The sequence below is a fragment of the Paenibacillus sp. p3-SID867 genome (assembly GCF_025142895.1).
GTDB lineage: Bacteria > Bacillota > Bacilli > Paenibacillales > Paenibacillaceae > Paenibacillus_AQ.
Window position 1 is genome coordinate 98664 of record NZ_JAMBDM010000016.1, and the last position, 17872, is coordinate 116535.

Annotated in this window: 13 protein-coding genes; 6 read left to right on the top strand and 7 right to left on the bottom strand. The window is 51.5% G+C overall.

Annotated features, from left to right (window positions below):
* Positions 1–69: 69 nt before the first annotated feature.
* From rsgA to cidR, 6 genes are all read right to left on the bottom strand, one after another.
* Positions 70–1182: a ribosome small subunit-dependent GTPase A gene (gene rsgA / locus M4D81_RS26815; protein WP_260068643.1), complete on the bottom strand. Its 1113-nt coding sequence runs from the start codon at positions 1180–1182 to the stop codon at positions 70–72.
* Positions 1183–1587: 405 nt separating this feature from the next.
* Positions 1588–3876: an ATP-dependent DNA helicase gene (locus tag M4D81_RS26820; protein ID WP_260068644.1), complete on the bottom strand. Its 2289-nt coding sequence runs from the start codon at positions 3874–3876 to the stop codon at positions 1588–1590.
* A gap of 146 nt (positions 3877–4022) precedes the next feature.
* Complete coding sequence (pdaA, locus tag M4D81_RS26825) at positions 4023–4817, bottom strand: delta-lactam-biosynthetic de-N-acetylase (RefSeq protein WP_260068645.1); 795 nt, start codon at positions 4815–4817, stop codon at positions 4023–4025.
* Between the two features lie 145 nt (positions 4818–4962).
* The gene (locus M4D81_RS26830) at positions 4963–6006 is read right to left on the bottom strand and encodes an oxidoreductase (protein WP_260068646.1); all 1044 of its coding nucleotides are present in this window, start codon (positions 6004–6006) and stop codon (positions 4963–4965) included.
* Between the two features lie 197 nt (positions 6007–6203).
* Positions 6204–7826 (bottom strand): catalase, encoded by a 1623-nt coding sequence (locus tag M4D81_RS26835; RefSeq protein WP_071218795.1) that lies wholly within the window; start codon positions 7824–7826, stop codon positions 6204–6206.
* 108 nt (positions 7827–7934) lie between these two features.
* Entirely contained in the window at positions 7935–8825 is an 891-nt protein-coding gene (gene cidR / locus M4D81_RS26840; protein ID WP_260068647.1) for a cidABC operon transcriptional activator CidR, read from the bottom strand.
* Positions 8826–8951: 126 nt separating this feature from the next.
* Between cidR and M4D81_RS26845 the strand changes: the two genes are divergently transcribed.
* The 6 genes from M4D81_RS26845 (at position 8952) to M4D81_RS26870 (ending at position 16708) form a co-directional block, all read left to right on the top strand.
* Complete coding sequence (locus M4D81_RS26845; protein ID WP_100541038.1) at positions 8952–9323, top strand: CidA/LrgA family protein; 372 nt, start codon at positions 8952–8954, stop codon at positions 9321–9323.
* A complete protein-coding gene (locus M4D81_RS26850) occupies positions 9320–10009 on the top strand; it encodes a CidB/LrgB family autolysis modulator (protein WP_071218792.1) in 690 nt (229 codons plus the stop codon). The genes M4D81_RS26845 and M4D81_RS26850 overlap by 4 nt, the downstream gene beginning before the upstream one ends.
* A gap of 269 nt (positions 10010–10278) precedes the next feature.
* A complete protein-coding gene (locus M4D81_RS26855; RefSeq protein ID WP_260068648.1) occupies positions 10279–12138 on the top strand; it encodes an LTA synthase family protein in 1860 nt (619 codons plus the stop codon).
* Positions 12139–12939: 801 nt separating this feature from the next.
* Positions 12940–14292 (top strand): hemolysin family protein, encoded by a 1353-nt coding sequence (locus tag M4D81_RS26860; RefSeq protein ID WP_260068649.1) that lies wholly within the window; start codon positions 12940–12942, stop codon positions 14290–14292.
* A gap of 152 nt (positions 14293–14444) precedes the next feature.
* The gene (locus tag M4D81_RS26865; RefSeq protein WP_071218788.1) at positions 14445–16034 is read left to right on the top strand and encodes a PTS sugar transporter; all 1590 of its coding nucleotides are present in this window, start codon (positions 14445–14447) and stop codon (positions 16032–16034) included.
* Positions 16035–16153: 119 nt separating this feature from the next.
* The gene (locus M4D81_RS26870) at positions 16154–16708 is read left to right on the top strand and encodes a hypothetical protein (protein WP_260068665.1); all 555 of its coding nucleotides are present in this window, start codon (positions 16154–16156) and stop codon (positions 16706–16708) included.
* A gap of 110 nt (positions 16709–16818) precedes the next feature.
* On the opposite strand, the gene M4D81_RS26875 is transcribed toward M4D81_RS26870, so the two are convergent.
* Positions 16819–17865, bottom strand: coding sequence for a hypothetical protein (locus M4D81_RS26875; RefSeq protein ID WP_260068650.1), 1047 nt, complete (start codon positions 17863–17865; stop codon positions 16819–16821).
* Between the last annotated feature and the right edge of the window lie 7 nt (positions 17866–17872).

Consider the following 17872-nt stretch of genomic DNA (forward strand, 5'->3'; position numbering starts at 1 on the left):
TTGGTTCCCTAACTATATACCCGGAAGCTGGCCGAAGTCAAATCGACTCCGGCCTTCCCTTAACATCCATTATTCATCATCGTACAGCAGCTGCTGATATGCCCCTTTGCGGCCTCGGTCGCTCTTGCGGGACGACTTGCCCGAGCTCTTGTTCTGGCGGCGGGTGCTTACCCTCTCTTTACGGGCGATATGGGCCAGCTCACGCTCCGTTTTCTTGTAATTCGCATATCGCTTTGCATCCAGCGTTCCGTTCTGCAGCGCTTCTTGGACCGCACAGCCGGCCTCCGTTTCATGTCGGCAATCATGGAACCGGCACTGCTGCGCCAGCGCGGAAATATCCGCGAAGGTCGCCTCGAACCCTTCTTCCGAATCCCACAGCTGCAGCTCCCGCATGCCCGGCGTATCCACCATGATCGCGCCTCCCGGCAGCACGAAGAGCTCCCGGTGCGTCGTGGTGTGCCGTCCTCTTGCGTCCTCCTCGCGTATCCCTTGAACCCGCTGCATTTCCTGGCCGGACAGCCAGTTCAGCAGCGTCGATTTGCCGGCACCGGAGGTACCCGTAATGGCAACCGTTTTCCCTTGCACCAGATACTCCCCAAGCTGCTCCTTCCCTTGATCCATCAAAGAGCTTACCGCATGAACCGGCACGCCCGGAGCAACCGCCTCTACCTCCGCGACGTACGCTTCCGGCGATTCGCATAGGTCCGCCTTGGTGAGCAGCACGACCGGTGCGGCTCCGCTCTCCCAGACCGCAATCAGATAGCGTTCAATCCGGCGAACATTAAAATCCTTGTTGAGCGCGTTAATGATAAACACGGTATCCATGTTGGCCGCAATGATTTGCTCATCCGGCACGCTTCCTGCCTCCCTGCGCGTGACGGCGGATTGACGGGGCAGCAGATGATGAATGACGGCACGGGATTCCCCCTGCAGCGGCTCCACCATGACCCAATCGCCGACAGCGGGAAAGTCGCTTTTGCTGCTCGCTTCGTATTCATACTTGCCCGTGACAATGGCCGCCTGCTCACCCTCTTGGGTGATAATGCGGTACTGCTTCGAGAATTGGGCCGTAATGCGGGCCGGCACCAGCGCCTTGTCCTGCTGCGGGATCTGCGCGGCCATCAAGCGCCAATGTTCATTCCATCCATAGGCTTGCAACGTTGTCATGTCTTGTTTCGTCAAATTCGTGATATCCCCTTATCGTTGTTGGATTGGTTGTTAACAAATGTTCAAACACAAAAAAACCGCAGATTTGTATCCGCGGCTGATCTGAAACTATGCAGGACGAAGGCATCGATCCTCGGCGGCCGAACCGCCAAAGATCATACCAGTGCCTTGCATAGATACAAAAAACCCGCAGGATACCAAACACGGTCTCCTACGGGTTCTTAGGTATGGAGATGAAGACATGTTAAACCCAATGCCTTACACCCCGGGTACCATTAGAATTTCCCGTCCAAAGAGACCAACGTCAATGCGACCCATCCACTATGCATCATAACCATTTGACATCAGCCTCCTTCAGCTTAATTAATATATCCGTATTATAGGGGTCGTATTTCCAGGTGTCAACATCTCATGAAAAAATTAGATGCGCCTGTAATGCCTCCATTCCTCCGGCAACAGCATTCCGTACTGTCGATTCAGAAAGCGGTCATCCACGAGCGTCAGCGTCCCGCTGTCCTGCTCCGATCGGATCAAGCGCCCTCCGGCCTGCAGCACTTTGTTCATGCCGGGGTACACGTATGCATAATCGTATCCCCTCTTGCCGGTACGATCAAAATAATCCTTAATGATATCATTCTCGAAGGATAGCTGCGGCAAGCCTACGCCAATGACCACCACGCTCGAAAGCCGTTCTCCCTTCAAATCGATGCCTTCGGAGAAAATACCGCCCATTACGGCAAAGCCGATCAGCGGATCTTCCGCATCCGCCTGGAATGCATTCAGGAACGCCTCCCGCTCCTCCTCGCTCATTCCATGCCCCTGGAGCAAGGTACGGGCTTCCGGATTCATTCTGGCAAACGCCTCATGAATATCCTGCATGTAGGGATAGGACGGCAGGAAGATCAAGGTATTCACCGGCTTTTCCTGAACCAGTGCACTCAGCATCCGGACGATGGCTTCGCTATTGCGCTCCCGATCCTTGAATCTCGTCGATAACGGCATAATTCGAACATCCAATTGCTCGGAGGAGAATGGCGAAGGAATCGAGAGGCTGTAGTCCTCTTCCTCTGCTCCCAGCATGTCGCGGTAATATCCGAGCGGCATGAGTGTTGCCGAGAAGAATACGCTGGAGCGGTAGTTTTTTCCCGCCTGCTGGAGCAGATAAGAGGGGTCCAGGCAAAACAGCTTGAGAAACACCTCGCTCCCGCTCATCTCCGCATACGTGACAAAGCGGTCGTCATACAGCTTGGAGATGCGCAGATACCCCTGCACCGCAAAATAGCACTCCAGTAGCGCATCGGCCTCATCCCCGCTCTTGCCGGTCATCAGTTCTGCCTCCGCCTGGAGCGAGAAATCCTCAAGCAGCTCAACCATCATCTCCGGCTGCTGGGACCCGACAATCCGCTCTTCCTCCTCACTGACCTTACGCAGCACTTTAAAGCGGTTATTCACCCGCTTCGCCGCGTTGTAAAGCGCGGGATTGCTCTCTTTGTAAGCTCGTTGCAGTTCCAGAAAAGCCGATTTATTCAGCTCGGCCGAGAACATTCCCCGCGCACGGTCTACCAGATTGTGAGCCTCGTCAATGAGCAGCACGCTGCGTTTCTTCACGTCCTCCGGCATCCGCTTGAAGGATACGCGCGGATCGAACACATAGTTGTAATCGCAGATGACGGCATCGGCTGCATACGCGGCATCCAGTGAGAACTCAAACGGGCACACCGTATGCTTCCGGGCGTACTCTTCAATAACGGGTCTCGTGATCAATGTTTCATTCGAGAGCAAATCCAGTATTGCTCCGTTAATCCGATCGTAGTAACCCTCCGAGAAGGCGCAGCCCATCTGACTGCAGCCTTCCGCCTCACGGAAACAAATCTTGTCCTTCGCCGTCAGCGTGACCGTGTGCATGCAAAGTCCTTGACGTTCCATACGCGCCATGGCTTCCTCCGCGGTGGTTCGGGTGATCGTCTTGGCCGTCAGATAAAAAATCCGCGACAACAGGCCCTCCCCGATCGCTTTAACCGAAGGAAACAGCGTGGATATGGTTTTCCCTATGCCTGTCGGCGCTTTGGCAAACAATCTTCGTCCTTCCCCGATGCTTTTATAGACGGCCCCGGCCAGCTTCCGCTGCCCCTCGCGGTAAGAGGGAAACGGAAACTTCAATTCGCGGATGCTCCGATCCCTCCGCTCGCCATGCTCCCGCAGCAGGTTGGCATAAGGCGCATAAGCCGCCACGACCTCCAAGACAAAGGATTCCAGCTGAGCGAAGCTCCATTCCTGTACAAACTGCTTCCGCTCTCCGCTCGGGACCTGGAAGTAGGTTAATCTCACCGCCATCTTCGGAATCTCATGCTGCTTGGCGTACATATAGGCGTACATTTTCGCCTGTGCCCAATGAACCGGGTACGTGTGCTCCGTAATCACGCCCAAATCGCCGGAGGTCGACTTGATCTCGTCAATCATGATCCGCTCTTCCTCCTGAATCAGACCGTCGCAGCGACCTTCCACGACAAACAGAAGATCCTCGTAAGGAATCTCCACTTCAAGCTGAACTTCCTTCTGATCGTTATCACCATAGTCGCGCTGCACCTGTTGATGCGCCCGGGTCCCCTCGGTCAAGGATGTCGCCGTGCGAAAACCCGAGGTAATGCTGCCGCTGCGAAAGACGTATTCCACCAGCGGCCTGACGGATATTTGGATAGTATGAGGCATGATGGTCTCCTTCGTTCATGTTCTATGAAGGGTATTATACCAAACATTCGTTCCTGAAAGCGAAGCATCCAAGTTCGTTCGAAACAAAAAACGTGCAGAAGGCATCCTGACAGGATGGCGTTCTGCACGCTGTATGCAACATATGCTTACGGGGCTTTCTTCTGCATCTGATCCAAACTCTTGAACTCGTACCCCCGATTCCTGGCCTCGTCAATGATTCGCCCAAGCGCCTCGGTGTTGTCCTTGGAGATCGAGTGCAGCAGGATCACAGCGCCCGGGTGGAGCTGGGCGGTTACCTTATCATACGCATACTGCGCACCGCGCTGGGACTTCACGTCCCAATCCATATACGCGAGCGACCAGAAGACATTGGTGTAACCCAGCTGCTTGCTGGTCGCCAGCGACCGCTCATCAAAAATGCCCCGCGGCGTACGCAAATATTTCATGTCCGGCTGACCGGTTATGCGCATAACCTCCTTCTTCACCCGTTCCAGCTCCTCGGTCAGCTTCTCTGCCGAGATCGTGGTCACATCCGGATGATTCCAGGAATGGTTGCCGATAATATGGCCTTCCGCCGTCATCCGCTTCAGCAGATCTTCCTGCGTCTTCACGTAGTGTCCGGTCACGAAAAAGGTAGCAGGCACCTTCTTCTCTTTGAGCGTATCCAGGATACGGGAAGTATATCCGTTCTCATATCCGTTATCAAACGTAAGATAGAGCTCCTTCTGCTCGGCATCGCCCATGAAGATCGCATCGTACTTTTGCAGGAGCTCCTTAAAACCCTCCTCGTTGATGGAGGGCAGCTGGCCATTGACGCTTTTTTTGAACCCAAAATGAAACGGACCGCTTCCGCCCGCCAAAGCCGCTCCGGCGATGGACAGCATCACCGCCAAGCTCATAAGAAGCATAAGGGCCGAACGAAGGATACCACGTTGCTTCATATCCGTTCTCTCTCCTTCATTGTTGTGATATGGATCGACTCCCCTGATGAAAGACCTGCCAAGGGTAGCATCACCTAATATCCCACAAATCGGAGCAAACTATGTGTTGGCGAGCAAGGACTCAAATACCGGATTCAGCGGCGTCTCACGTGATCTTGATCAATCGGCCCTTCTGATGACTCTGCAATGCATACTCGATCATGCGAATAACATTGCGGGCTTCTTCAGGCTGGACGGGTAACGGGCCATCCTTCTGAATCGCTTCGGCTAGCCCCTGATAAAAGGCCTGGTAGCGGCCGGGCAGCGTCTCAATCTCGCCCTGAACCGCAAGCCCGCTCAGCTCGGTAGCAAGCTCCCCGTACTGGTCCGGCTGGTCTTCGCCCCAGCCCGCATCCCCCGGGTGCATCCCCTGCTTCAGCTGGCCTTCCTGAGGGTCTGTTCCATACTTCAGGAAGCTTCCTTTATCCCCGTGCAGCTCGAATTTCGGGCCGGCTTGCCGGACCAGCGAACCGGAATGCAGAATAACGCGAAACGTTTTGTAACCCAGCACCAGATGAAAATAATCATGGGTTTTGGACCCTTTGCGCTCCGTCCTCAAATCCGCCCACAGCGTCTCCGGCAGACCGAACAGGAACAGCGCCTGATCAAGCAAATGCGAGCCTAAATCGTACAGAATACCGGACCCGGGATTTCCCTGTTCCCTCCACCGCTCCGATTGCACCTCCGGACGGTAGCGGCTGAACTGCGCCTGATAAATGGAAAGCTTGCCGAGCGCCCCCGTCTCCAGCAGATTGCGGACGGTCAGAAAGTCATTGTCCCAGCGGCGGTTATGATATACCGTCAGCAGGACTCCCTTCTGCTTGGCAAGATCAATCAGCTGATCCGCTTCGGCGGATGTTACGGTAAACGGCTTCTCGACGACCACATGCTTACCTGCCTCGATGGCTAACCGGGTATATTCGTAATGCGTTGCATTCGGACTCGTAATGATGACAACATCAATATCCGGATTAGACAAAAGCTCATCCACACTATCGACAACCGCCGTATCAGGCAAATCCTTATAAACCTTGTCCGGATCTGATGACACAACCGTGTGGACTTCGTAATCCGGCACGCTTCTCAGGATAGGTGCATGAAACACCGACCCGGACAGGCCGTAGCCGATGATTCCCGCTTGTATTGCCATAAAGCAAGCCTCCTCTTCCCATGGTTCTATGTTGATTCGATATGTATCGTTTTGATTCCTTGCAACATCTTAACATTCCGCAAATATTTTACAACCTCAAATGGTAAAGCCGCCTGCACATTAATCACTGTACAGGCGGCTTTCTTTATTGCCATAGCTAAATGATAACCGGAAGACCGCTTTCGGCCTAGCGAATTTTAGTAAGGATCCGCCTCATGGCCCATGCGGTTTGCATCCTCTACCGCCTGCTCCCGTACGTTCTCGTTCGAGCCCTTTCTGGCCTGCTCGAGTCCTTCCCGCACGCGGCGTCCATAATCCTCATCCGCATTCGTGAAATATTCCACCATCTTGTCTTGAATCCGGATATCGCATTGGATCAGCGCACCCACCAGGTTGCTAATCAATTCGTTTCGCTCCCAATCCTCAAAGGCTCTGTACGTATCCCCGGCCTGCTTGAAATCCAGCGTGCGATCCAGCTTCTGCCGGACGAGGTTGGCATTATAATGGGGCTGATGCGGTTTCGCTGTCTGAGCGGCTTCCACCAGACCGTCGGTCATGGACGGCTCGTAATCCACATGTGGACTTTGCCCTGGTGCCTTATCCACGTAATAAGACATCTGCCCGCCGCGCTGATTGGTAGCGACCCGCTTCTTCGGCGCATTGATCGGCAGCTGCAAATAGTTGGTGCCCACCCGATGCCGCTGGGTATCCGAGTAAGAAAATGTGCGACCTTGGAGCATCTTGTCGTCCGAGAAATCGAGCCCATCCACCAGCACGCCCGTGCCGAAGGCCGCTTGCTCCACTTCGTTATAGTAGTTCTCCGGATTGCGGTTCAGCACCATTTTGCCTACCTTCAGGAACGGGAATTGATCTGCCGGCCACAGCTTGGTAGCATCAAGCGGATCGAATTCCAGCTCCGGGTGCTCATCATCGCTCATAATCTGAACGCATAGCTCCCATTCCGGATAATCCCCGCGTTCAATGGCCTCATATAAATCCTGTGTCGCGTGGCTGTCATTCATGGCCTGGATCTTGCTTGCTTCTTCCTGGGTAAGGTTCTTAATGCCTTGCTTGAGCGGCTCCCAATGGTATTTGATCAGCACGCTATTGCCCTCTGCATTGACCCATTTGTATGTATTCACACCAGAGCCCTGCATTTGGCGGTAGTTAGCCGGAATGCCCCATGGGGAGAAAACAAACGTGATCATATGCGTCGCTTCCGGGGAACGGGAGACAAAGTCAAACATGCCGACAGGCCCCGGAACGTTGGATACCGGATCCGGTTTGAACGCATGGACCATATCCGGAAATTTGAGCGGATCACGGATAAAAAATATTTTCAGGTTGTTGCCGACCAGATCCCAGTTGCCTTCTTCGGTGTAAAATTTCACGGCAAACCCGCGCGGATCCCGAAGCGTTTCCGGTGAGCCGGCACCGTGGATAACGGTGGAGAACCGGACAAACACCGGTGTGCGCTTGCCTTCAACCTGAAACAGCTTGGCCCGGGTATATTTCGAAACAGGCTCATCGCCCACTTTCCCGTAAGCTTCAAAGTAACCGTGAGCTCCAGCACCCCTTGCATGCACGACGCGCTCCGGAATGCGTTCCCGGTCAAAATGCGTGATTTTCTCCAGATAATGATAATTCTCCAGGGTCATCGGACCCCGATTCCCTACCGTTCTCACATTCTGATTATCCGAAATAGGATGCCCCTGGCGGTTCGTCAGCGTATCCTCCCGCTCCGTCTCGCCGCGGTTCTGGGCAAATCCTTCCCGTTCTGGGTTCGTTCCATTATTACCATCATGTTCTTGACCACTCACGAATGTCATTCCTCCTTGGATTAAAGGCTTGTAAAATGGGTTCTCTTACTATGGATATTATGTCCAAGGAGTGAAAATGTATGAAATGTCCCTTAATTTAAAACAAACTTAATCATGCTCACCCAACAGTACGCGGGTAAAGCTGATCCATTCCCTGACGGCAAACGACAGGTACCGGTCCTTCCTCCAGATCATCCCGAGCTGCCAGGGGATCGATGGATTATCCAGCGGCAATATCGTAACGCGAGAAGAATCGATTTCCTTACAGATCGTCTCTGGCAGCAGTGCGATGCCCAGATTGGCAGCCACCATACCGCTGATGAGGTCCCACTGCGAGCTTTCATAGACCACCCTTGGCTCGAAGCCCGCGCTGACGCATTCGCGGATAATCCGGTCATGCAGCGTAAAGTCCTCTCGAAACAATACAAACGCCTCGTCAGCAAGCTCATTCAGGTGCACATGATCTCTGCCCGCCAACTGGTGGGACGGATGGACTAGCAGGTTCAGCTTCTCTTTCACAAAGGAATAATAGTGGAATACATCCTCATTGACCGGCAGCACCGCGACGCCGATATCCGTCTGACCGCCTTCCACATCCGCTTCGACCTTCTTGGCCCCATCTTCAATCAGCTGAATGGTAATCTTCGGATATTCCCGGTGGAACTGCCCGATCACTTCCGGGAAAAAGCTTGAGCCCACCATAGGCGGAAGCCCAATACGGAGATGGCCGCGCTTCAGGTTCATGAGATCCTCCAGCTCGGCCGATACCCGCTGAAAGGAATCCACCATTTGCTGAGCCTGCTGATACATGATATGACCCGCGTCCGTCAGCTCAATTCGTTTGCCCTGCCGATAAAACAAGGTTACGCCCCACTCGTCCTCCATGTTGCGAATCGTTTTGCTGATCGTTGGCTGCGTAATATACAGCTTCTCGGCAGCCTTGGTGAAGCTTTGGTTCCTCGCTACCTCAAGAAAATACTCCAGGTGCCGTATATCCATCCGATGCTCCCTCCGGTTTCTTCTATGTATAGATAAATGGAATGCATATCATTCGATATATGCATTTTACCTATGAAAATTATCGTTGTAAAATTTCATTACTAATGAAAATAAAGGAGGCCGGTCATGATCAACATGCTGAAAGGAACGCTCCAAGTGGCCGGTTTCATGCTTCTCTCCTTAGGGATGGATCAACTGGCCGCTTGGTTGAATATAGGGATTCCGGGCAGCATTCTCGGAATCGTTGTTGTATTCATACTTCTCGAAACCAAAGTCCTCCGCCTGGAGTGGATCGAACTTGGCGCTAATTGGCTGCTCGCCGAATTGCTGCTGTTCTTTATCCCTGCTGCGGTCGGCATCATGAAATATTTCCCGATGCTGGAAGCCGAAGGGCTCCAGATTCTAGCCGTGGTTTTGTTCAGCACCGTCATTGTGATGGTCAGCTCAGGACTAACCGCCGGCTTCATCTCATCCAGAAAGGAGCGAAAAACACCATGAACATCCTGTTGACGGTAATTCTCGGCTTATTGTTAACGATCGGGATTTATGGGGGGGCCAAAAAACTGTATCGCCGCCTGCCAAAGGTCTATTTGTCACCGCTCCTGATTACTCCTGTACTAATTGTTGTGATATTGACACAAACAGGCGTATCCTATGAATCATACAATGAAGGGGCGCAGTGGATCAGCAAGCTGCTTGGACCGGCTACGATCGCTTTTGCCGTACCTTTGTATAAAAACTTCCAAACCCTTAAAAAGCATGCGGCCGAAATTATGCTCAGCGTGCTGACCGGATCGGTACTTGCGATGATATCCTCTGCATTTCTCGCAAAATGGATGCACTTGAACAGCTCGCTCGCCACCAGTCTCGTGCCGCGCTCCATAACAACGCCCATTGCCATGAACGTCTCGGAGGTCATTGGAGGGGTGCCGAACATGACCGCCGTCTTTGTCATTATGACCGGGATTCTTGGCTCCATGATCGGACCGGCCGTCATGCGGATCTTCCGGATTCGGGGCGATATCGCAAGAGGTGTGCTGTTTGGGACCAGCGCCCATGGAACCGGCACCTCCAAGGCATTCGAATTCAGCTCCCTTTCGGGGACGATCTCCAGCATTTCGATGATTGTCGCCGCTCTCTTCACCCTCGGAACCGCACCACTGATTATGTCCTTTCTTTATTAATATTGCTAAGACCCTGACAAAACCGGCGATGGCCGGTTTTTTTGGCTGTCTATTTCATGTTGTTATAAGAAGCTTGGGGACTTACTTTAACTCTTTGACAACCTCCTCCGAAGAGGTCATAATAAGTTCTGTTCATTAGTTTTGTAAAATAAATGGTATACGGAATGTATATCAACAGTAAGAATAACGTCTATCGATTCTTAAATAACGAATGGCCGCTGGAGTTTTAGAATTAGGTATACCGCGGCACTGAAAGGAAGGCGATACAGGTGTTTTCCACCTCGCGGTTTCGGTTAACGATTACGAAGCCTTTTATATTTTTCTCTGTCATTATGCTGCTCAAAAGCTACCTGGCCTGGATGGTTATTTTTGATGATGTCATGCCATGGAAGCCGCTCATTACGGAAATTCCTTTTATTTGGCTTGTATTCAGCTTAATCGAATGGTTCGCTTCCAAGCGAAAGCTCGCTGCCTATATGAGTGTTAACTTATTGCTGACCGCCATATTCTTCGCAGCCATTATGTATTATAAATATTACGGTGTCATTGTTACGTATCACGCGCTGGAGCAGGTCAATCAGGTAACCGCGGTAAGCAATAGCGTATTCTCCTTAATGGACCCTTACTATCTGCTGATCTTCACGGATATCATCGGTATGTTTTTTCTATTATGGCGAAGTGACCGCGTTAAAAAATGGAAGATTCGGCATGCCAAGAAAGAAAAACGCAAAATTATCCCTATTGTTTTCGTTGTCTCTTTAATGCTGTGCCTGTTCCAAATTATGCCGAACCGCGCAAGCATGAACGAAATCGTGAAGGCTCAGGAGATGGGCATTCTTAACTATGAGGCCTATACGATTTTCCAGCAGGAGAACAAAGAGCTCGTGGACGCCAAGACCATCACGCAGGATAAAGTCAACGAATTGAAGGGCCTCGGAGCGGCTGATCAGGAAGCCCTGCTCTCGGGTGTCGCCAAAGGGAAGAACCTGATCATTATCCAGATGGAGTCCTTCCAGGAGTTCCTGGTCGACCTCAAGATTGACGGCAAGGAAATTACGCCTAACATCAACAAGTTGGCCCGCGAGAGCCAATACTTCCCGAACTTCTACCAGAATGTCGGCCAAGGTAATACTTCGGATGCCGAGTTTGTGGTGAATACTTCCTTCTACATTCCGCCGCGGGGAGCGGCAACGCAGCATTATGCGGACAGAGTTCTGCCAAGCCTGCCGAGATTGCTGCAAGGGGAAGGTTATGATACTGCGACTTTCCACACCAATGTGGTGGAATTCTGGAACCGTGGAGAGCTGTACAAGGCGCTCGGTTTCAACCGTTATTACGATAAAGCATTCTTCGGCGATGAAGATAAGCTGTTCTTCGGTGCCTCGGATGATGCCCTGTATTCCAAAACCGCAGCCGAGCTGAAGAAGATGAACGAAGCCGATAAACCGTTCTATAGCCATGTCATTTCCATGTCGGCTCACCATCCGTTCACGATTCCTGAAGATAAATATCGGATGACGCTGCCGGAGCGTTATGAAGGCACCTTCGTCGGCGACTACATCCGTTCGCAGAATTACGCCGATGATGCGCTTGGTAAATTCATTGAGCAGCTGAAGAAAGACGGCGTGTGGGATAACAGCCTGATTGTTCTCTACGGAGACCACCTCGGACTGCCGATTTATTCCTTGGACAACAAGGATAAAGAGCTGATGCACGAAATTTATGGCCGTGATTATAACTCCGGGGATATGATCAATATTCCGCTTTTGATTCACGGAGAAGGCATTCAGCCGGAAGTGAGGGAGCAAGTCGGCGGGCAGATCGACCTCATGCCCACGGTGGCTAACCTGCTCGGCGTATCGATGGACAATCAGCTTCATTTCGGCCAGGATCTGTTAAACAACACCGATAATAACTTGCTGCCGGAACGGTATTACCTTCCTTCCGGTACCTTTATTAACAATACGACCCTGTACATCCCGGGAATCGGCTTTGAGGATGGAACCAAGCATCCGCTTCCGAACGCGGACGAGAAGAAGATCCAGGCGACCAAGGAAGAATTCGAACGCGCGCTGCAGCTGCTCCATCTGTCGGACAGCTATATCAGACAGCTGCCATACCATAAATAGCCCGTTGCTTAATAGGACAACTCTTTCGATAATCGAAAGGGTTGTCCTTTTGTTGTGTTCGGCAGAGAATCGCCGGCAACCCTTGATGCATAAGGTTTTTCACACCCGAGGGCGACGGTTATTTGACATAGCGGCTTACTTTTTCTTATGATTAATAAGAAAAACTCTATCGATGTACTTTCACAGTAGACAGACCGCGTTTAGAGGAAGTTTTTCTTGCGATTATCGAATTTGTTCAGCTTCGCTGAAAACTATAAATTTTATAATCTTAGCAATATACCTTGTTTTGAAACTCGCATTCGTGGTGAAATTACGTACAACAACTTAAATGACTCATACTCATACGCTGACAATTAAGCCATATATTTTTTATGAACAAATCGATTATGAATTGTAGGAGTGACGATCCGACTTGGACCCCATACGAAGGATAAACAGAATTATATGTTCAACACTTGGCCTTCTTCTGATTGCTTCCTTTACGCATGTCCCCCTGGTGGACATTACCGATTCCGCTGCTGCTACGCAGGGAATGGAAGCGTCTGAAGGGACTCTTCCATCGCCAACGCCGATACCCAAGAGCCCGGAACCCGTTCGGTTGATGTTGGAGTCGAAATACCATGTGTCTCTGCTTTCCTTGCATAACGTTACATGCCGCACGGATACCGATATGTTTCTGCTCCTAAAGCACATGAAACTAGACCCTTTAAAATTCCGGTCGAATTATGTTGACAGCCATGCATAGTAAGTGATGGTTATTAAAAAACTAATTCGGATCAGATAAAAAAGGATGTGTTTTGTTTGGATGACAGTATAGGCTTAAATTTATTCTTAGTCGCTGTGCTTATCGCAGCTACCGCTTTTTTCGTTATGACGGAATTTGCTATCATAAGACTTCGCCCCAGCCGGGTAGACCAATTGGTAATGGAAGGGCGCAAAGGCGCACTTGCCGTCAAAAAGGTAACTTCGAATCTGGATGGATATCTGTCCGCGTGTCAGCTAGGAATTACCATCACGGCGCTCGGTCTTGGTTGGCTCGGGGAACCGACCATCGAGAAAATTCTTCACCCGGTGTTTGATAGCTTTGCAATTCCAGCGGCCATCGGATCGCTAATCTCGTTTTTGCTTGCATTTATTATCATGACTTATATTCACGTCGTTATCGGTGAACTTGCGCCGAAGACGATTGCTATTAATAAAGCGGAAGCCGTGTCGTTCCTCTGTGCGACACCTATTATCTGGTTTAACCGGATCATGTACCCGTTCATCTGGTTGCTGAACGGATCCGCCAACAAGATCGTTCGTCTGTTCGGCATGCATCCCGCCAGTGAGCACGAGGAAGCTCACTCGGAAGAAGAACTCCGCATGATTCTGAGCGACAGCTATGAGAGCGGAAAGATCAACCAAGCCGAATACGGTTATGTAAGCCGAATTTTTGCTTTTGATGATATGCTTGCCAAAGAAATTATGGTACCCCGTACCGATATGATCTGCCTGTATGTCGATAAGCCGCTTGCTGCGAACCTGCAGATCATCAAGCGCGAGCAGTACACCCGTTTTCCGGTTGTACGCGGTGACAAGGACCAGATCGTCGGCATGGTGAACACCAAGCAGTTCTTTCTGGAGTTTGATGACAATTCCAACATCGACTTGACCAAGCTGATTCATCCGGCCATGACGGTATCCGAAGCGATACCGATCAAGAAATTGCTTCGGAAAATGCAGCAGGAAGGCACGCATATGGCCATCCTGATCGATGAATACGGCGGCACCTCGGGGATGATCACGATCGAGGATATTCTCGAGGAGATCGTCGGCGAAATCCGCGACGAATTCGACGAGGATGAAGAACGCGAGTTGACCCAGCCTGAGCCGAACCGCATTATTGCCGACGGCAAGGTATCCATTAACCGGATCAACGATCTGCTTCACATCGACCTGAGCACCGATGATCTGGATACGATCGGCGGCTGGCTGTACGGACATAACTCCGAGCTTGCCAAAGGCGATACATGGACTTACGGTGAACTGACGTTTACCATCATCGAGAAGAAGACCCACCGCTACACGAAGCTGCAAATTGTTAAAGAAACAGCCGAAACAGCAGCGGAAGAAGCAGCTGCCGTCGCAGCTGCAAGCGAAAACAACGAATAGATAACAGATAGCCAAGCCGCCATGCAGCCCTTACAGGGTTGTGCATGGCGGCTTTTCGTATATCGGAATGACATTTTAACACTTTAACAAGTTATAACTCTGCTGTAATATAGAAATAATCGAATTTTATACATATGGGGGGGCAGCAAGTCATGAATCGTCAAATCGCTATCATTGGAAGCAGCGGCGGCAATCTGTACAATCTCGGCGGCAAAGACCCGCGCAAGCTGCTGGATGAGATATTGATGCAGCTGGAGAGCGCAGGCTTGTCCTGCGGGGCGCTGCAGTTTATCGCTGCCCAGGTCTCCATGGATGCAGCCAAAGATACAACGCCTGCCGCGCTTTACAGCTGGAGCATTTCTCAAGGGGAGCCGGTCGTCATTGCCGAGGGCACTCTTCAGCAGGTCAATCAGGCGGCTGAACGGCTGGACCGGGAGATTGCCGAGCAGATTGAACTCGGCGAGATTGACGGCATCATCGTTATGAGTGCCGACCCCGAGGGCAGCAACCGGCACGCCATTGAGGCTGCTGCCAAGTTCCGGTTGCCAGTGACCGGTACTGGCGGAACTTCCATGGCCATCATACAAACCAAAGGCGCGCATGTCATCGCCGCTTCGGGTACCACCGGAACCACCAACCGAACCCGCGCGGTCACCTTTGTTACTTCCCTCAGCAAGCATTGGCGACTAACGTATCGGCCGGTCATCGGAAATGCAGCCGCGAACCTTCACGGAGCGTCCGGAAGCTCGTCGCCATGGCGGCGCATCAATATTCGGGGCATTATGATGGCATCCCTCCCCGGGTTTATCGGCATGGCCCTGATCCTCGCAGTCAGCAAAATCCCGGGATTATCCTCGCTGACAGAAGTGTTTGATCTATTGATCAAGGCGCTGCCGGTCATCGTTGCTGTCATCGCAGCCAAACAGGTATCCGAACTGGACGAGGTATCCATCGTGGCAGGCATCGTGGCAGGTGTCCTCTCCATCGAGGGGGGCATTATCGGAGGCATCATTGGCGGAATTGGCGCAGGTATCATCGTCCATTACATATTCCGTCAGTGCGTGGAGTGGCGTTTCCCCGCAACCACGGTCAACATTGTTGCAGGCGGTATATCGGGGCTGATTGCCGGTCTGCTGGTTTACTTCCTCATTGCACCGATTGCGCTAAGTGCAGGGCAAGGTATCCGCTTCCTGATCGAAACGCTTGTCTCCTGGAGCCCGGCTATAGCCGGATTGATTGCAGGCCTGCTGATCTGGCCCGCGATCATTGGCGGCGTTTATCATGCGGCCATCCTGCCGATTGTACTCTTGGAGATGGAGACAACAAGCAACAGCTTCCTCGGCGCGGTCGATATGGTCGGTCTGGTGATGGTGTCCGCAGGAATCACGCTGGCTAACATTATCGCCCCGCGTGATAAGGGAGAAGCGGCCGTAGCGGCTCCCGGTTTTGCCATCAATATGGGGTTTGGCACCTTCGTTGAAGCCGCCTATCCCTTCATGTTTTCGAACAAACTCGTGTTTGCTGGAGCGATTGCTTCCGCAGGTCTTGGCGGCATGCTCGTCGGTTTATTCGGCGTTCGGGGAACCGCCTACGTGCCTTCCTTCATCGGTCCCATCACATCGAATAACACCATTGGCTTCCTGATCTCTATGGCAGCCAGCATGCTCTGCTCGTTCCTGATTACGTTCTTCGTAAACAAACTGTCCGGTTATCGGGATGCGAAAAACACCGTGAGCATGTAGGATATGGTCAGCTCCAATAAGCAGGATTTTAACTAACCAAATGTCCTGAAAAAGGGTTTATATTATAGATAGGCTCCCAGATTTGGATGCCTATACCCGAAAAACGGAAGGAGGTTATGATGATCGTGAAATTCAGAAGAATATCGTTGTTCGCGCTGACAAGTGTCCTGCTAGCCGCTTCGCTGGTCTGGAACAGCGAACCAGCAGCCGCTAGCGATGCAGAGAACTATTCCGTGAAGGCAGCAGGCACCCCCCTGACTAGCGTTTTTGTTCACAAAGGCAAAGCGTACGTCCCGCTCAAGTCCTTAGCTGATGCAATGGGGTATGAAATTTCCTATACGCTGAAGGAAGAGTTGGACAACTTTCATCAATATGACGTGAAGGCTGCGAACAGCCCCCCGGTATCGATATGGGGCAACGACAGATGGGGGTATACGATCGTTCGGCGGGCAACGCAAGAGATGAACGTGAACGATATCGACATTTATAAGCCGGCCAAGCTATGCCCCGAGGAATCGGATCATTGCAAGCTTGATGAGAGCAAGTATAACGGCCCTCTTTTCATCAAGAATACCCTCTACGTACCTGTCCGAGATATGGCCACAGCCTTAAATCTGAAGCTGACCATGAAGCAGACCCAGAAAGGGCGCATCATTCATCTGTCCCAGCGCTGAAGCTCCCATTTCCCCTAACGAATACTTAAAAAAGCCAGGCAGAGTCATGAACTCCGCCTGGCTTTTATTCGGAATTGAGGCAATCCAATCCTTCAATTTTTCCATATTCCTCATTCCAGTCCTCTGATTTCAATGTCATCCGTGGACGTGATTTTCGAAATATCAAACTCTCTGAAAATATGGGTGCTCTGCTTCCCCTTCATATCAAAATCCTGCTCTAGCTTCTTCACACGGTCCGGCGTCTTCAAATCCGCCCCATAATATTCAATGTGAAGGTCCGTCTCCCCCGGTACCGTCACCGAAGGCAGCCGCCGAATCAGCTCCAGCACCCGTTCCTTCTCTTGCGCCAGATTGTCTGCCGTCAGATCCGCGAATACGATTAAACTGATATTCTGACTGATATTCTGACTGATATTCCCGTCGGTATTTGCGAGTTGGTTATAATCACGCTCGATGGTGTTGATATCGGAGTTAACATAAGCATTCGCAAACGCCTGGTCCGGATAAAGTTCAGCCAGCAGAGGTTTCAGCCGGTCTCTCAGCTGCTGTCCCCAAAGCAGATTCAAATATGTATCATTCGATATGCTGGGAGGGCTGGCTTCATTGCTGCTAAGCGTGAATTCCAGCTCAGGCGACTGTACCGGATGGGCTTTCAGATTGTATGAGCCGATGGCCCAGGTATAGTCCACGTCCGTAACTTTAAAAGGTTCGTTGTACTTCTGTTCCAAATAGGACTCTGCCGCCTCCTGGACCTCTCGTTTCTCGGCGGCCGTCTTCATGAACGGAGCAGATCCCCAGGTATACCCCGCGTAGATGGACCCGGCGAACAGGGCAAGTCCAATCACCGTCCGCAAGACGATTTTCCAAGGAGAGGCGAGTTGGCGCTTCCGCTTCTCGTCGAACATCGGTTTCTTGGGTGATCGGTAGTTGAAGTAAATAACCGGTATAATCAGACCTATAATATGTAGTCCAATAACGAGCGGACCAATAATCAGGCCCAAAAATCCCAATGTCATGAAAAAAATAAACAAAGCCGCTCCCTGAAACGCCATAAGCAGCGTTCCGCCTATAATCATACCCGGCGTCCCGATATAAAACATCCCGAGCCCGGTGCATATCAGAGAGAGCAACGTGGCAATCCATTGATGTTTCTTCAAGTTATCA

Bases quoted from the DNA above. Each gene is read 5' to 3' on its own strand.
- M4D81_RS26830 (WP_260068646.1), bottom strand. From the start codon at position 6,006: ATGGCAATACAAGCGGGAATCATCGGCTACGGCCTGTCCGGGTCGGTG.
- M4D81_RS26845 (WP_100541038.1), top strand. From the start codon at position 8,952: ATGATCAACATGCTGAAAGGAACGCTCCAAGTGGCCGGTTTCATGCTT.
- M4D81_RS26820 (WP_260068644.1), bottom strand. From the start codon at position 3,876: ATGCCTCATACTATCCAAATATCCGTCAGGCCGCTGGTGGAATACGTC.
- M4D81_RS26870 (WP_260068665.1), top strand. From the start codon at position 16,154: ATGATCGTGAAATTCAGAAGAATATCGTTGTTCGCGCTGACAAGTGTC.
- M4D81_RS26850 (WP_071218792.1), top strand. From the start codon at position 9,320: ATGAACATCCTGTTGACGGTAATTCTCGGCTTATTGTTAACGATCGGG.
- M4D81_RS26865 (WP_071218788.1), top strand. From the start codon at position 14,445: ATGAATCGTCAAATCGCTATCATTGGAAGCAGCGGCGGCAATCTGTAC.
- cidR (WP_260068647.1), bottom strand. From the start codon at position 8,825: ATGGATATACGGCACCTGGAGTATTTTCTTGAGGTAGCGAGGAACCAA.
- pdaA (WP_260068645.1), bottom strand. From the start codon at position 4,817: ATGAAGCAACGTGGTATCCTTCGTTCGGCCCTTATGCTTCTTATGAGC.